14 protein-coding genes are annotated in these 15956 nt (G+C 66.9%); 10 read left to right on the forward strand and 4 right to left on the reverse strand.

Translation table 11 applies throughout. From position 1 onward, the window contains the following. Positions 1–10: 10 nt before the first annotated feature. Both ACQ4WR_RS27045 and ACQ4WR_RS27050 read right to left on the reverse strand, forming a co-directional pair. Positions 11–1567: an ATP-binding protein gene (locus ACQ4WR_RS27045; RefSeq protein WP_436491104.1), complete on the reverse strand. Its 1557-nt coding sequence runs from the start codon at positions 1565–1567 to the stop codon at positions 11–13. Between the two features lie 2 nt (positions 1568–1569). Continuing rightward, positions 1570–2259 (reverse strand): response regulator transcription factor, encoded by a 690-nt coding sequence (locus ACQ4WR_RS27050; RefSeq protein ID WP_436491106.1) that lies wholly within the window; start codon positions 2257–2259, stop codon positions 1570–1572. Between the two features lie 193 nt (positions 2260–2452). On the opposite strand from ACQ4WR_RS27050, the gene ACQ4WR_RS27055 reads away from it, so the two are divergent. The 3 genes from ACQ4WR_RS27055 (at position 2453) to ACQ4WR_RS27065 (ending at position 4642) form a co-directional block, all read left to right on the forward strand. Further along, complete coding sequence (locus tag ACQ4WR_RS27055) at positions 2453–2956, forward strand: hypothetical protein (RefSeq protein ID WP_436491108.1); 504 nt, start codon at positions 2453–2455, stop codon at positions 2954–2956. A gap of 25 nt (positions 2957–2981) precedes the next feature. Then, positions 2982–3656, forward strand: a complete 675-nt coding sequence (locus ACQ4WR_RS27060; RefSeq protein ID WP_436491110.1) for a hypothetical protein — start codon at positions 2982–2984, stop codon at positions 3654–3656. Positions 3657–3781: 125 nt separating this feature from the next. Then, positions 3782–4642, forward strand: coding sequence for a dioxygenase family protein (locus ACQ4WR_RS27065; RefSeq protein ID WP_102299247.1), 861 nt, complete (start codon positions 3782–3784; stop codon positions 4640–4642). A gap of 3 nt (positions 4643–4645) precedes the next feature. On the opposite strand, the gene ACQ4WR_RS27070 is transcribed toward ACQ4WR_RS27065, so the two are convergent. Next, positions 4646–6091 (reverse strand): DUF1501 domain-containing protein, encoded by a 1446-nt coding sequence (locus ACQ4WR_RS27070; RefSeq protein ID WP_436491112.1) that lies wholly within the window; start codon positions 6089–6091, stop codon positions 4646–4648. Position 6092: 1 nt separating this feature from the next. Then, the gene (locus ACQ4WR_RS27075) at positions 6093–7886 is read right to left on the reverse strand and encodes a DUF1800 domain-containing protein (RefSeq protein WP_102299250.1); all 1794 of its coding nucleotides are present in this window, start codon (positions 7884–7886) and stop codon (positions 6093–6095) included. A gap of 422 nt (positions 7887–8308) precedes the next feature. On the opposite strand from ACQ4WR_RS27075, the gene ACQ4WR_RS27080 reads away from it, so the two are divergent. The 7 genes from ACQ4WR_RS27080 (at position 8309) to ACQ4WR_RS27110 (ending at position 15950) form a co-directional block, all read left to right on the forward strand. Continuing rightward, positions 8309–8890, forward strand: coding sequence for a hypothetical protein (locus ACQ4WR_RS27080; protein WP_436491114.1), 582 nt, complete (start codon positions 8309–8311; stop codon positions 8888–8890). A 79-nt stretch (positions 8891–8969) separates the two neighbouring features. Beyond that, a complete protein-coding gene (locus tag ACQ4WR_RS27085; protein WP_436491116.1) occupies positions 8970–9701 on the forward strand; it encodes a hypothetical protein in 732 nt (243 codons plus the stop codon). A gap of 4 nt (positions 9702–9705) precedes the next feature. After that, positions 9706–11058 (forward strand): hypothetical protein, encoded by a 1353-nt coding sequence (locus ACQ4WR_RS27090; protein ID WP_436491117.1) that lies wholly within the window; start codon positions 9706–9708, stop codon positions 11056–11058. Between the two features lie 10 nt (positions 11059–11068). Next, entirely contained in the window at positions 11069–13231 is a 2163-nt protein-coding gene (locus tag ACQ4WR_RS27095) for an 8-amino-7-oxononanoate synthase (protein WP_436491119.1), read from the forward strand. Positions 13232–13251: 20 nt separating this feature from the next. Then, the gene (locus ACQ4WR_RS27100; RefSeq protein ID WP_436491121.1) at positions 13252–14298 is read left to right on the forward strand and encodes an aminotransferase class I/II-fold pyridoxal phosphate-dependent enzyme; all 1047 of its coding nucleotides are present in this window, start codon (positions 13252–13254) and stop codon (positions 14296–14298) included. Further along, positions 14282–15244: a GIY-YIG nuclease family protein gene (locus ACQ4WR_RS27105; protein ID WP_436491123.1), complete on the forward strand. Its 963-nt coding sequence runs from the start codon at positions 14282–14284 to the stop codon at positions 15242–15244. Before ACQ4WR_RS27100 ends, ACQ4WR_RS27105 begins: the two co-directional genes overlap by 17 nt. Positions 15245–15281: 37 nt before the next feature. Continuing rightward, on the forward strand, positions 15282–15950 hold the full coding sequence (locus ACQ4WR_RS27110) for a hypothetical protein (RefSeq protein WP_436491125.1): 669 nt from the start codon (positions 15282–15284) through the stop codon (positions 15948–15950). Positions 15951–15956 lie beyond the last annotated feature (6 nt).

The following is a 15956-nucleotide window of genomic DNA, read 5'->3' on the forward strand; positions in this document are numbered from 1 at the left end:
TGCCGCGAGGTCAGCCTGGCGTTTTCACGGGCAGCAGCATTTCCACGCGCAGGCCGCCGCCAGTGCGCAGGCTGGCGGCGATGCGTCCGCCATGGGCGCTGATCACATGACGGGCGATGGCCAGGCCCAGGCCGTGGCCGTCCGTGCTGTGCTGGGTATTGCTGGCACGGAAGAAGGGCTCGAAGATGCTGGCCAGGTCGGCTTGCGGCACGCCGGGGCCACGGTCCAGTACGGCGATGCGCAATTGCTGGCCGCCATCGTGCAGCGCGATATGCACGTGTACGCTGGCGCCGTCCGGGCTGTGCTTGACGGCATTACGCACCACGTTTTCCACGGCGCGGGCCAGCAATTCCGGCTGGCCGGTAACGACAGTGTCCAGACTGGCGCCATCGCCTGCCACCTCGATGGCGACCTGGCGCGCGCCCGCCTCGTAGCGGGCGTCTTCCACGATGTCGTGCACGAGGTCGGCGATGCAGATGTGTTCGCTATGCGCATGTACGGCGCCTGCCTGCCCGGCGCCGGCATGCATTTCTCCCGCATGCACGGCGCCCGCTTCCAGTCTTGACAGTGTCAGCAGTTCACCGATGAGCTTATCCATGCGTTCGCTTTCGCGTTCGATGCGCTGCATCGAGGCGGCCATCTTGTCCGGCTGCTGGTGCGCCAGGCCGATGGCCGCCTGCAGGCGCGCCAGCGGCGAGCGCAGCTCGTGCGATACGTCATGCAGCAAGCGCGTCTGGCTATCCATGAGGCTGCGCAAACGGCCCGTCATGCGGTCGAAATCGCGGCCCAGGTCTGTCAGTTCATCGCCGCGCTTGCCGCTGGCTTGGAAGCGCGGCGCCAGGTTGCCGTGCGACGCGGCCTCGAACGCCTGCCGCAGGTCGCGGATGGGACGCGCGAAATACCAGGCCAGCAGGAAGGCGAACAGCAGGCTGGCGGCGATGGCGGCGGCCAGCGGAATGAAGGTGCGCAACGGCGCGTCCATGCGCGGTCCCGGCGGCATGCCGCCCATGCCGCCCATCTCGCGCGGCGGGCCACGCTGGTAATCGGCGCGCGGCGCGGCGCCCGCCTCGTTCGGGCGTGGTGCTCGCGGCATGCCGAGCGGACCCGTCATCGTCACGGCGTTGAGGGTATCGCGCGCGGCGCCTGCCTCGGCATTGCGGAAGCGTTCGGAGGATGGCAGGAACAGCAGGTAGCGCTTGCCATCGGCGCTGCTGGCCTCGCGTACCACGGGGTGCGGCTGCTGCTGTGCCAGCAGCGCGCGCGCCTTGTTCAGCATGGCGGGATGGACGGGCCTGCCCATCAGTTCGCGGCCCTGCGCATCGACGGCAAACACGCGCATGCGCCCCATCTTGCCGAGAAATTGCCGCAAGGCTGCGCTGCCACCCGCTTCCAGGGTGGCGCTGGCCGCCTCGATGGCCATTTGCGCGGGCGGGCTGGTGTCGATATCGAGCGCCCGCTCCTGTTGCGCGGCGCGGTTCTTCAGCCAGAAGGTGCCGCCGATGCCGATGGTGGCCGTCACTTGCGCCAGCATGATGCACAGGAAAAACTTCCAGAACAGCCGGCCCACGCTTACTCCTTGATCAGCTGATAGCCGAGGCGGTACACGGTTTGCAGGCAGGAGCGGCCATCTGCCAGGCTGCCCAGCTTGCGGCGCAGGCTGCTCAAGTGCACGTCGATATTGCGGTCGAAGCGGGCCATCGGCCGACCCAGCCCCAGTTCCGACAATTGATTCTTGCTCACGGGTTTGCCCGCATGGCGCACCAGCACTTCCAGCAAGTTGAATTCAGTGCTCGTCAGTTCCAGATGCGTGCCGGCCCAGGCGGCGCGGCGCTGTTCCGGCCACATCGTCAGCTGGCCCACCGCCAGCGGCGCCATGCCGGCGCTGTCCTGCGGCGCCGCCTGCGAGCGGCGCAGGATGGCGCGGATGCGCGCCGTCAGTTCGCGCGGCGTGCAGGGCTTGGTCACGTAGTCGTCGGCACCCAGTTCCAGGCCCACGATGCGGTCCGTGTCATCGCCGCGCGCCGTCAGCATCAGGATGGGCAGGGTGCTGCCGGCACGAATGCGGCGCAAGGTTTCCAGTCCATTCATGCGCGGCATCATGACGTCGAGGATGGCGATGGCGTACAGGCCCGTCAGTGCTTCGGCCGCGCCCCGTTCGCCGTCGTGCACGGCCTTGGCATCGAAACCTTCCTGCGTCAGGTATTCCTGGAACATGCCGACCAGTTCGACGTCGTCATCAATTAACAAAACCTTGCTCATGCCTGTGCTTTTTTCCGGTGGATATCGCCTGATGATAGCAGCCAAACGGGGCCGTTCAGCGGCGTTTTACCCGCTTTTACATACTTGCGCTTACATTCTGGCGCCTTCCTTTACACGCTTTTACGCGGCCCTAACGTTGCTTTACATGCCGGACGCCGACAATCAAGGCTGATCGCCACGAAAGGAAAACCCCATGAAATACCTGAGTATTGCCCTCTCCCTGGTGCTGCTGTCGGCCTGCAGCATGCCGCTGCTGGCCCTGGCCCAGCACGGTCCGGCGCTCGACGGCCCGCCGCCGCACGCCATGGAAGGGCTGCCGCGCGGTCCCGGCTTCGGCCCCGGCCCCGGTCCCGGTCCCGGCGGGCAAGGCTGGCCGCCGTATCTGCACGGTATCGAACTGAGCGAAGGACAGCAGGACAAGGTCTTTGCCGCCACCTATACCCAGGCGCCCTTGCTGCGCGAACAGCAAAAGATCGCCTACAAGGCCCATGCGCAACTGCGCGAGCTGGCGTCCTCGTCCGCTTATGACGATGCCAGGGCCAGCGCGTTGGCGAACACGGCGGCGCAAGCCATGGCGACGATCAGCTTGCAGCAGGCACGGCTGGAACAGCAATTGCTGGCCCTACTGACGCCGCAGCAGCGCAAGCAGGCGCAGCAGCAGCGCGAAGATGGTCCCGGTCCGCGCCACCCGCAATGACCCATCCACCACACAGAGAGACAGCATGAGCATCAGTGCCTTGAGTTCCACCAGCGCGGCCAGCCAGTTGAGCGCGTTCAGCCGCCTGAGCGGCAGTAGCAGCACCAATAGCGTCAGCGCCGGCGGCACGCCGCCGACAAAGCCGGACGATGGCGCCTTTCTGGATGCCATATCCAGCGCCCTGGCATCGATAGGCGTGTCCGCCAGCGATAGCGAAAGTGACGGCACGACGGATGCCGCGGCCGCCAGCGCGGCCAGCGGCAGCGACGCGGGCCAGGCCCTGGGCGCCTTTTTGCACCAGCTGATGGGCAGCCTGCATGCGCAAAGCGGCAGCAGCGCCACCGCGCCGGAAGAGGGCGCCGAACCGCCGTCCGGGCCGCCGCCCGGCGGTGGCGCGCGCAGCGGCGGGCCCGGCAATATCGAATCGGACTTGCAAAGCCTGCTGCAGCAGCTTGCGGCCACGTCCGGCGACAGCGCCGCCAGCAGCGGCAGTGCCGACGGCAGCGACAGCAGTGTGACGGATTTGCAATCGGGCTTTGCCAGCCTGCTCAGCGCGCTGGGCGCCGACGACAGCGGCAGTGGCACCAGCGGCAGTAGCAAACTGAGCAGTTTCTTGCAGGCGCTTTCGGGCAGCCTGGGCGCGGCGCACGCGGGCGGCAGCCTGTCGTCCAGCGGCAACCTGGTCAATACAACGGCCTGAACCATGGAACGCAGACTCGCCCTTGTCGCCAGGAAAGCGCTGCCGGAACGGGCCAGGCAGGCCCTGTTCCTGTGCGCCAGCCTGAGTCCGGCATTCGCGGGCTTGCCCCACTTGATGGAGTATGTATGGACTTACATGATCACGCTCTGGCATCCGACCTCGAAATGATGCATCGGCAGGCGGCCGAACGGCGCCAGGTCCTGCGCTGGCTGCTGGCCGGCGCAGCCACTTTGCCCCTGATCAGCTGCGGCGGCGGCTCCGACGCCGGCAGTACCGCGGTGGCGGACAGCGCCGCGGGCACCTCGGGCACCGGTACGCTGAACACGCCCGCGACGGGCGCCTGCACGGTGATTCCCGAGGAAACGGGCGGGCCGTATCCCGCCGATGGCACGAACACGAATGGCGGCAGCATCGTCAACGTGCTGAACCAGTCTGGCGTGGTGCGCAGCGACATCCGCGCCAGCTTCAATGGTGCCACGGGCGTGGCCGCCGGTGTGCCCTTGAGCATCAAGTTGCAGCTGATCAACGCCAGCGGCAGCTGTGCCACCCTGGCCGGCTACGCCATTTATGTGTGGCATTGCGACCGCGAAGGCTTGTATTCGCTGTATTCGAGCGGCGTGACGGGGCAGAATTACTTGCGCGGGGTGCAGGAAACGGATGCATCCGGCAAGCTCGCTTTCACGACGATCTTTCCCGGCTGCTACGCGGGACGCATGCCGCACGTGCATTTCGAGGTGTATCCCAGCCTGGCGAAGGCGGCCAGCGCCGCGAACCGCATCAAGACCTCGCAGTTCACCTTCCCGATGGCGACCTTGAACGAGGTCTACACGGCCAGCGGCTACACGGCCAGCGTGCGCAACCTGGCGCAGATCAGCTATGCCACCGACAATGTCTTCAGCGACGGCACCAGCCTGCAGATGGCCAGCGTGACGGGCAATGCGGCCGATGGCTATGTGGTCACGCTCACCGTTGCCGTGAACGGTTAGCGATCAAGCCGTCATGAAGCCCAGGTCGCGCTGGCTGAAGTTGCCGATATTCGGGAACACCTGGGCCAGCTGGCTGTCGGCCACGCCGAACCATCTGGCCAGGGTGGCGCCGTACTGGTCGACCGAAGTGGTCGGCAGCAGGGCGCCGGAACCGACGTCGAGCGCATGGCCCACGCCCGTGACGGGAAAGGCGCCGTAGATGTCGCGGCCCTTCACGGCGCCGCCCACGACGAAGTGGTGCGCGCCCCAGCCGTGATCCGTGCCGTCGCCATTGCTGCTGAAGGTGCGGCCGAAGTCCGAGGCCGTAAACGTCGTCACCTGGCGCCGCAGGTCGACGCCTTGCAGGGCCGCCAGGGTGCTGTCGAAGTAGGCCAGCGCATGGGCCAGGCGGGCCATCAGGTCGGCGTGCAAGACTTTCTGCCGGTCATGCGTGTCGAAACTGCCGAGTGTCACATAAAACACTTGCCGCTTGACGCCCAGTGCGCCGCGGCCGGCGATGATGCGCGCCACGGTCTGCAATTGCACGGCCAGGGGATTGACGCCCGCCACGCCCGTCACGGGGTGGATATACGGCGTGGGATTGGGCACGCCGCCCGCGCCGGCCGGCAGCATGGCGCCGGCGAGGATGCCCTGGCTGGTGATGGCGCGTTGCACGACGGCCGCGTGTTCCTGCTCGATCAGGTCGCCGCCCGCCTCGTTGATGATGGCGTGCAGCGCGCCCGCGCCGGCCGTGCTGCCAAACAGGCTGCCGCTCAGGCCGCGGATGGGCACGGCGCCAGCCTGGCCCACCTGGAACTGGCGCACCTGGCGTCCGCTGAGAAAGACGGTGTTGCCGGCCGCCGAGATGGCCGTGAAGGTGGCATTCGCGTTGCCGGCCCCCGCGACGTCGCCGATACGCCCGCCCCAGCCCGTGCTGGCGCCTTCCGGCGCGCCCGACTGCCACGTCGATTGCTGGTCGTTATGCGAAAACAGCTTGGGTGGCAAGGCTACGCTGCGGGCCTTGTACTGCGCCAGCGTGGTCGGGCCGATGAGGGTGCCCACGTTGGCCACGATGGCGGCGCGGCCGTTGTCGAACAGACTTTTCAGCGCTCCCAGCTGGGGATGCAAGGCAAACGCGCGGCCCGCCTGCGCGCTGGCGGGCGAGACAGGCAGCACGCCGCCCGTCTCGCCCACGCCCGGCAAATGGATGGAATCGCTGCCGCCCGTATTGCGCAGGCGCAGGTATTCCGTCCATGAGGCGTTATCCGTGGCCAGCACTGTATTGAATGCATCGTTGCCACCGGCCATGAACAGGCACACCATGGCCTTGTAGTCGTCCGCCGATTGCGCGGCGGCGTTGCCCATGGCGGCCAGGTTCAGGGCGAAGGGCGCGGCAGTGGTGCCGGCCAGGCCCAGCATGGAAGCGAGGAAGCGGCGGCGGGAAAATGGGGGAGTGCTCATGTGATCCATCTTATTTTTGCACCAGGTAGGCGGGCGAGGCCATGGTCAGGAAAATGGCCAGCTTGACGCGGTTGGCCTGGGCGGCGGCCACCTGCACGGCATTGCCGGCCGTGGCTGCGGGAAGGGCGACGCCATTCACGGCGGCCAGGATTTGCGTGCGCAGCCTGGCAGGCATGCTGCCATGCATCAGCAGCAGGTCGATGCGGTCGAGCAGGGCGCCCGGGTCGGCCGCCAGCGCCAGTTCGCGCGTGTAGTCGGGCGCGATATCGCGGTATTCGCCGGCGCCATTGGCAATGGTGGCCTGCATGTAGTTCAGGTAGCCGGTGACGGACGGCTCCGACGTGATTTGCAATTCCGGCGCCAGCAGGCCCGCGCTGGCCAGGGCAGAGTTGGGCGGCATGTAGCCGGGCCGGAAAAAGTTGAAGACGGACGGCGCATTCAAGGGACTCTGGCCCAGGCCGGCGAGCGGATCGTCCACATAATAGATGCGGTAGCGGCCATTCGCGGGCTTCGCGTCGAAGGCGCGCATCCAGTGCGCCAGGCGCAGCAGCGGTTCGCGCAACTTGCCGGTGCGCATGGTGGTGCCGGCCGGGGCCAGCGCATCCGGGTCGAGCAGCACGGCGCGGATGACGGCCTGCATGTCGCCGCGCACGCCGCTGCCATTATTCGCAAAGGCGGCGGCGACCCGGCCCACGTAGGCGGGGCTGGGGTTGCTGCTGACGAGGCGCTGAATCAGCTGGCGCGCCAGGAAGGGGCCAGCGTTCGGATGGTTGAACAGGGTATCGAGTGCCAGTTTCAGGTCCGCTTCGCCGCTGGTGGCGCCGGAAATGGCCTGGCCCAGGAAGCGTTTTTCCGCCGTGGAATGGAAGTCCGGGTAGTTCTGCATGGGTTGCCAGTCGCGGTCGGCGTCGATCACGCCGCCATTGAAACGCATCCAGTTGCGGTCGGGGCCGGCCCAGCCCCAGCCCGTCATGACCTTGGCCAGGCCCGCCACGTCGTCGTGGCTGTAAGTATCGATGGGCTTGCCACCGGAGAGTTTCAGACTGCCGTCGGCATTCAGCTGGTACAGGCCGATGGTAAACAGCTGCATCACTTCGCGGGCGAAGTTTTCATCGGGCGTGCGCGTGGCCGTTTCCTTCTGGTTGTGCAGGTGCGACAGGTACAGCCCCATCATCGGGTGCAGGGCCACGCCTTCGAGCAGGTCGCGGAAATTGCCAAACGCGTGCTGGCCCAGCATGTCGTAGTAGCTGGCAACGCCGCGCGGGCGCGCCACCAGTTCTTCATTCTGGATCGAAATGACGAAAATTTCCGACAGCGCAAAGGCCATGCGTTGGCGTAACTGGTCTTCACCGCGGATGCCTTGCTGCCAGAACGATTCATAGAACTGCGGGTAGCGGGTCTTTTCGCCGCCTGCGGCCTCGGCGGCCAGCATGCTGTCGATGTATTTGCGGTGCAAGGTTTGCGGCTTGGAAAACTGGGCCTTGAACCAGGCGTCGCTATTGCTGGCTGCCAGCGCATCGATGGCGGCCATGTTGGGACCGAAGGTGGCGCGGCCCAGAAAGCGCGACGCTTCCTGGCGTGTAAAGCTGACCGTCTTCGCGCTGGACGGCGTCGTCAGTGGGGGCGGCGGCACGCTGTCTCCCGGCGTTGCCGTGCCGGCCGGCGGGACGGCGCTGGCCGGCGGCGTCGATGCTTCCGGTTTCTGTATCGACGCCGTCTGGCTGTCGCCACCGCCACCGCCACAGGCGCTTAGCAGGCTCAGGAGTGCGATGGCCAGCAGGCGGCGCAAAGATGGGTTTGTCATGTAGTTTCTTCCAAGCAATCAAATTCTGGCCTCATTATTGTATGGCCTCGCGGCAAAAAACGCGTTTTCAAAAGACTATTTACGTCTTGCTCATCTTTTCATTTGCGCGGCATTTGGCTGCTTTTGATGTACTTTTCGCCGCACCTTGAGCGAACTTTATTTTTTTACAAGCGGAAAATATTTTTCAGGCGGCGCGGCGATTGTGGCCGTCAAACGACGTAAACATTCGTGCTAAGCAAGCTTGTTGGAAAGCTCATGACAGAGGCGAAACTGGCTTCGCCGGAAACCATGGTTTTTACGCTATCGGCGAAACGCCGTTCGCCCGGCTCGGCCTGGTTTTGCCGACATCGCCCTGTTTTTGCTGGCACGGCCCTTGCGGTAGCAGGGCATGGGCCGCGTGCCTTCCTTTACCGGAGCCTGCCATGACCAGCCGTTTGCTAGCCTACCGTCCCGAAATGGAATTACCTGAGCCCCTGGGCACTTTGCCCCTGCAGCACGAGGATGAACTGGCGCTGGCGGCGCAGCTGCTGGAGGTGCGGGCGCCGGCACAGTTCGACGCCTTCCTGCGGCACCAGCTCGGCGGCACGGTGGCCGGGCAGCAGCTGCGCGGCACGCCGCTGGAAGCGCCGCTGCGCCAGTTGCTGGGCAAGGCGCTGTCACCGATGCTGCCCTTGCATGGCGCCCCGGCCCAGGCGCGGCGCCAGCGCGCCGCGCGCATCTTCGGCATGGAACTGGAAGGACTGAGTCCGGAAGACAAGGAATTCGAACTGGCGCGCCATGTCGTGCACCTGATCGATGCCGTGCATGCGGAGCTGGCGCGGCAGGGCGGAACGGGCAGGCAGGCGGCGCCGGCCGCGCGCGTGGAAACGGCCTTGCTGCGCGTGGCGCGCACCCTGGCGCCAGGCTTGCTGCGGCAGGCGGCGCGCGCGCCGGAGCATGGGCAAGTGCGGAACGCTGGCCGCTGGCGCCGCGAGGACGGGCACATTGTCGTGCCCGATAGTTAGCCGCACGGCCAAGCCAGGCCGTGCGGCACTGGAGTGTTGCTGGGATGTCAACCGAGGTGTCTATTTTTAGGAGCTCATCATGCATGACATAGATCGTACGACCCTGGAATACGGGCAGGAGATGTCGGGTTTTGAAGCGGAGCAGTTCGAGTTCGGCCAGGGCGAGTGGAGCGGCGAAGGAGGCGCGAATGCCATGTTTTCCGAAGCCGAGGAGATGGAACTGGCCAATGAATTGCTGTCGGTCAGCAATGAGGCCGAACTGGAACAGTTTCTCGGCAATTTCCTGCGCAAGGCCGCGTCGGTCGCTGGCGGCATCATCAAGTCGCCCGTGGGCCAGGCCGTGGGCGGCGTGCTCAAGGGCGTGGCGAAGAAAGCCATTCCCCTTGCGGGCGGCGCCATCGGCGGCTATTTCGGCGGTCCGCTGGGCGCCAAGATCGGCAGCGGCCTGGCCTCGGCGGCCGGCAGCGCGCTGGGGCTGGAAGCGGAAGCGTCGTCGAATGAAGACCGCGAATTCGAGGGCGCCAAGCAGTTCGTGCGCCTGGCCGCCGACACCGTCAACCGCGCGGCCCAGGCACGCGGCAACGGCGATCCGCGCGCCATCGCCCAGGCGGCGGCCAGCGCGGCGGCACGCCAGTTCGCGCCGGGCTTGCTGGGCCGTCCCGGCGGCCAGGTGGCCACGCAGAACGGCGGCGCGGGTGGCTCTGGCGCCATGGCGCAGGGCGGCGCGCGCGGCCAGGGACAGGGCGGCATGCGGGCGGCCAGCGGACGCTGGGCGCGCCAGGGCCACAAAATCGTTTTGTACGGCGTCTGACATCATGGCCATCGGCGCGTATGCGGGCTGGATGCTGGCGCAAGAGGCGCGCTCGCTGCTGACGCGGCTGGCGCGGCTGGAACCGTTCGCGCTGATCGAACCGACGGTGCTGGCCGCCGCCCTGATGCCCAGCGCCCAGTCGGCCATCGAAAGCCAGCTGGTGCAGGGCCGGCGCGAACTGCGGCGCATGGTGGCCCAGTTCCAGTGGTGGCTGCGGCGCGAGCAGGCCGATGGCGCCAGCATGGCCACGGCCGCCGAGGCGCAGCGCCGCTTCACCTTCCTGCGCCTGAAATTTAACGCCGCGCTGACCCAGTTCGACCTGTTCAACGAGGTCATCACGCAGCGCAGCGAGCACAAGACGGGCGTATGGCTGGCGGGCCTCGACATCGTCGCCGCCGACGCGCTGGCGCTGCCCGGCAATGTGTACCAGGCGCCGCCCGTGGTCTGCTACCTGGACCGGGGGCCGGGGGCGGCCATCCGCCGCGCCCGTACGCGCTTGCCCGGAGGCGGCGACAATCCCGTCGCCATCATCCGCCTGCCGCGCGAACGCATGATAGGCAGCAGCATCGCCTCGTCGCTGGTGCACGAGGTGGGCCACCAGGGCGCGGCGCTGCTGGACCTGGTGGCATCCTTGCGGCCCATGCTGCAAGCCATGCAGCATGGCGGCGGTGCCGTGCACGTGTGGCAGCTGTGGGAGCGCTGGATTTCCGAGATCGTCGCCGATTTCTGGTCGCTGGCGCGCGTGGGCGTGGCCGCCACCCTGGGCCTGATCGGCGTGGTCAGCCTGCCGCGCGTGTTTGTCTTTCGCCTCAACATCGACGACCCGCATCCGGTGCCGTGGCTGCGCGTGCGCCTCAGCTGCGCCATGGGACGCGCACTGTATCCGCACCCGCAGTGGGACCGGCTGGAACAGCTGTGGCTGGCGTATTACCCGCTGGCGGGCCTGCCTTTGGGACAGCAGCGCCTGCTGGAGCAGTTGCAAACGAGCATGGCGGCCCTGGTCGGCTTGCTGGTGCAGCACCGCCCGCCCGCCTTGCGCGGCGTCTCGCTGGCCGAGGCCATGGCCGTGCACGCGCGCCAGCCGGCCATGCTGGCCAACCTGTTTCGCTGCTGGAACCTGGTGCCGGGCCAGATGTACCAGGCCACGCCCACCCTGGTGTTTGCCGTGCTGGGCCAGGCGCGCGCCAGCGGCGGCCTGAGTCCCGAAGATGAAAGTGAGCTGCTGGGACGGCTGCTGACGCACTGGGCCTTGCGCAGCACGCTGGATACGTCGGAACTGTGCGCCGATGTCGTGCGGCATGGCCGCCAGCCTGGCAGGACGCTGCCGCCCCTGGCATCCCGTTTGATTATCCATTGAGGAGAATGACATGAGCAGCAAGATGAGCAACAAGATGGGTGGCAAGGACAGGGGGGCGGGCCAGGCGGGTCCGAAACACCAGGGCGGCAGCATCGCCGTCACCGTCCACGAGCACGATAGCGGGACAGTGCTGGTGAATGCGGCCATCAGCCTGTACCGTGGAGCGGAGGCCGATTGCCACAACTTCCTTGCCGGCGCATGGCAGCCGGACCCCGCCATGCTGGTGGGCGTGCGCTGGACCGACGGCGCCGGCCGTACCGTGTTTTCCGACCTGGCGACGGGCAGTTACGTGGGCGTGTACGGCAATTTCCCCGTGACCTTGCCCCAGTGCGTGACGGTGCAGGCCGGCTGCAGTGCCGTGCTGTGCTTCACGCCCCAGCTCAATGCGCAGGTGGGGCTGGTGTTCGAGACGGCCGATTGCCAGCCCAGCGACTGCAATTTCGGCAGGGTGGGCGACCGCGCCATCGCCAGCGTGGCCTTTGATGGCGATCAAAGCGCCGATGGACGCGAGCAGGTGCAGGTGCTGGCGGCCGCGCCGTGGGTACCCCTGCGCGGCACGCCGAACGCCTTCTCCACCCCGGTGCGGCGCGCCGGCATGCACCGTTTCACGGGACAGATGATGCTCGCGCAGCGTCCGGATTTGCGCAGCGCCCTGCCCGTGCCGGAAGGCCTCAGTCCGCACGCCATGCTGGCCGTGGACGCGGAATACGAGACGGAAGAGCGCCAGCCGCAGCCCATCTTGGGCAATGTGGGCGTGTCGCTGACGCGCACGGAAACGGAGCCGACGGAAGACTTGCCCCTGTGGACTCTGATACGCAACAGCACCGAGGCGATGTCATTCACCAATTACCTGCACTTCATGGACAGCCTGTTCTGCGGCGACCTGGCCAATGTGCGCGGCTTCGAGCAGGAGCGCTTTGTCAAGAAGGCCGAGATGTTCCAGCAGCTCAAGCAGCGCCGCGCGCTGCCGTTCTCGGATGCCGATTCCTACCGCGTGCTGAAAGTGGCGACGGAAGCGTTCGTGATGGTCAATTGCGGCGTGCTGAACCAGCCGCTGGCCTTCAATCCGGCGGAAGACAATGCCTACCTGGACCGGCGCGACATCCCCCAGGGCCGCGACCTGGAAACGGTGCTGCGCAATGACTACCTGGAAAACATCGACGGCTTCCAGACCTTGCCCTACCTGGCTGTGATCCGCCGCAAGCTGCCCGACATTCCCATCAGCATACCGCGCGGCCAGGAAGGCGAAGTGGACCTGTGCTTTGGCATCATCCAGGAAAAACTCGCCAATCCCTGCCTGCTGGAACTGATCTGGTCGTACTGGCACGAAGAGGGCATGCTGGTGCAGACCATGAACGCCATTGCGCAGCGTTTCCAGAACCTGCGCGCGCCGGGCCACCATCTCGATCCCTTGTCGAACACGGAAATCGACATGCTGCGTCCGCTCAATAATTTACTCTGGGGATACACGCAGGATGAACAGCATCGGCTGACCGTGATGCGCCGGAACTATGAGTATGACCATCACTACGGTGTGCGCCTGGACGGCAAGGCAGTGCAGCACTTCCGGCCAGCCGATAGCCGCTCCAAATTCCTGGAGGCTTTCCACCACTTGCTGCGCCTGCTGACGTCCTTTTACAAGCAGGATGACGACACCACCGTGAAGGCGGACGCCTTCCCCGTGCTCAATGCCTTGAAGGAAATCCACCTGATCCTGTCGCAGGGCGCGCACAACCAGTTCGGCGACTTGCCGTCGACGGCGCGCATCGAGATGCTGATGCAGCAATGGATGCTGGCGCGGCCGGAATTCCGCGAATTCCTGCCCACGCGCGTGATGGTGGCGTATCCGGAACCATGGATGGACAGGGTCGATGCCATGAAGAAATTGCAAGGCTGGACGGATACGAGCGTGATGCATTTCCGCAACCTGGCCATCTTCGGCGAGCAGCTGTTGCTGTCCGCGCGCTATGGCAACTGGAGCGACATCTACGAACCCACGCAGGCGTTCAACTGGGCGCGCTTCTGGCGCCCGCAGGTGCAAGGCTATATCCACGGCTACCGCGCCGCCACGGGGGTCGACTTGTCCGTCGACAGCAGCGACCCGGCGATCGAATCGACCATGCCATCGGTGCTGCTGCGCCAGCGCCTGAGCCAGCAGCTGCGCAGCGTCTAGGGCGGGGGCGGGGCGCGTGCATGCTCGACTTTACAAGTGCCCTGTACCTGGGCATGCGCCATCCGGCCGCCGGCCTGGCGCCGTGGAGCACTTTGAGCCTGGGCAAGCCGGCGGCGCTGCAGGAACCGCCGGGTGCGCTGGCGCTGGCGGCCGATCTGGCCGCGCTGCAAGGCTGCGAAGCGGCCTGCGTGCTGCCATCGACCTTGCATCTGTTCTGGGACCTGTTCGGCATGTTGGCTGCCGACCCGCTGGTGGTCCTCGTCGATGGCGGCAGCTATGCGATCGCGCGCTGGGGCGCCGAGCGGGCACAGGCGCTGGGCTTGCCACTGCAGGTGTTTCCCAGCGGCCAAGTGGCGGCGCTGCGGCGCCTGGTGGCGGCCTGGGGCAGGCTGGGACGGCGTCCGCTGATCCTGGCCGATGGCTATGTACCGGGCAGCGCACAGGCGCCGCCGCTGGCAGCCTATGCGGCCATCGCGCGGGCCGAGGGTGGACTGCTGCTGCTTGACGACACGCAAGTGCTGGGCGTGTCGGGCGCGCAAGGCGGCGGCTCGGCGCGCCAGCATGGCTTGCGCGGCGGATACGATGAACTTGGCGGCTACCTGCTGATCGGCGCTTCGCTGGCCAAGGGCTTTGGCGTGCCGCTGGCCGTACTGGCCGGCAGCCGCAAGCTGCTGCGGCGCTTCGCGTCACACAGCCAGACGCGCGTGCATGCCAGTCCGCCTTCGGCCGCCGTGCTGGCGGCGGCGCGGCGCGCCCTGACCTTGAATGCGCAGCAGGGCGACGCCTTGCGTGCACGCCTGGCGGCCAGGGTGGCGCAATGGCGGACGGGGATGGCGGCGGCCGGCATCGCCTGCCAGGGCGGTAGCTTCCCCGTGCAGCGCCTGCCCGGACGCGCGCATTTGCAGCCAGCCTTGCGCGCCGCTGGCGTGCTGGCGCTGGCGCAAGCGGGGGACGGTCCCGGCGCGCTGACTTTTCTGCTGCGGGCCGACCAGACGCCGCGGCAACTGGAACAGGCGATGGACTTGCTTGAACATCACACGAGGAGGCGATATGAACGAAGCGTTTGAAATGCTGCCCTTTGCGGGGCGGGAGGGAGCGGCCGGCGAGCAGCAGCGGTTGGGGGAATGGTCGCAAGAGTGGACGCAAGAGGGGCAGGGAGAGGAAGAGGGCGAGTGGGAAGGTGAATGGGAAGGTGAATGGGAGGGGGAATGGCAAGGCGAACGTGCGCGGCCAGGCGGCGGGCGCGGCGCCATGCGTGGCGGTGGCTTGCGTGCGCGGCCACCATTGCGCGGCCCGCGCCGTCCCGCGCCGCCGCGCTACCAGGCACAGGGCCGCCGTCCGCCCCGCCATGCGCCGTCCTATCCGCCGCCGCCCTTGCCATATCTGCCGCCGCGCTACCGGGGCTGGGGCGGCTATGGGGCCATCTACCCCAGCATGTATCCGGCGCCGTATCCCGTATTCGGCGACCGGCAGGAGCCGGCGCCGTATCAGGATACGCGCCAGTATCAGGACCAGTATCAGGACCAGTATCAGGACCAGAATCAGGGGCAGGACCAGGGGCAGGACCAGGGGCAGGATCAAAACCCGGACCAGGATGACGGCCGGATACAGGACGAAGTGCCGCCCATCCTGGCGTCCACCCTGGGCCGCGTGCCGGGCGCGGCCGCCTTGCGCTACCAGGCGCTGGGAGCGATTCCGCAGGCCGTCAACGATGCGAACGCCACGGGGCCGGGCCTGTATGTGATCGAGTTCAATACCAAGGATGGCCGGCGCGCCTACAGCGGCCAGACCGATGATTTGCGGCGGCGCCTGAAACAGCATCATCTGTGCGGCAAGATGATGGGCATGGACATGAGCGCGCATGACGTCTATGTGGCGCCACTGTCTTCGGCGGCACAGCGGCGCAGCCTGGAAAAGGATATCCACAGCGACATGTTTACCCACCGGCGCGGCGTGTTGACGAACCAGCGGCGCGAACTGGAAATGGCCGTGCTGGGCGAAATGTGGGGCTGACAACGATAGTATCTTGACGACTGCGAAGGAGAGCATCATGCACCAACTCGAATGTGAATGCGGGCAATGCCGGCAGCGGGCCGGCACCGCGTTTGAAGTGCTGGAATTTGGCGCGACCTGGCCAGGCAAGGGCCGCGCGCCTGCCGTCTTCAGCGAAGAGGAAGAATTGCAGCTGGCCATGGAATTGCTGGAAGTGGCCAGCGAGGAGGAACTGGAACAGTTTCTCGGCAATGTCTTCAAGAGCGTGTGGAAGGGCGTCAAGAAAGTGGGCGCTGGCATCGCCAAGGTGGCCAAGCCGCTTGGCGGCGCCTTGAAGGCCGTGGCCAAGACGGCCTTGCCCTTTGTCGGCGGCGCCCTTGGTTCGATGATCCCGATACCGGGTGTGGGCACGGCGCTCGGTTCGGCCCTGGGGCGCGCGGCCAGCAATGCGCTGGAACTGGAGTTGGAGATGCAAGGCGAAGCTGAGGGCGGGGCACCGGCCGACCGTGAACTGGAACTGGCGCGCCGCTTCGTGCGCATCGCCGGGCAGGCGGCGCGCCTGGCGGGCGAGGGCGATGGCAGTGCGCGGGCCGTGGAAAGCGCACTGACGCGTGCCCTGCACCAGCAATTGCCGCATTTCCGTTCGCCTGCGCCGCAGCAGGAAGATGAAAGCGGGCGCTGGCGCCGGCGCGGCAACCGCATCGTCGTGATGGGCGACTGGCAATAGTGCGGC

Origin of the sequence: Janthinobacterium amylolyticum, from assembly GCF_051380655.1 — a bacterium.
Classification (GTDB): domain Bacteria; phylum Pseudomonadota; class Gammaproteobacteria; order Burkholderiales; family Burkholderiaceae_D; genus Janthinobacterium.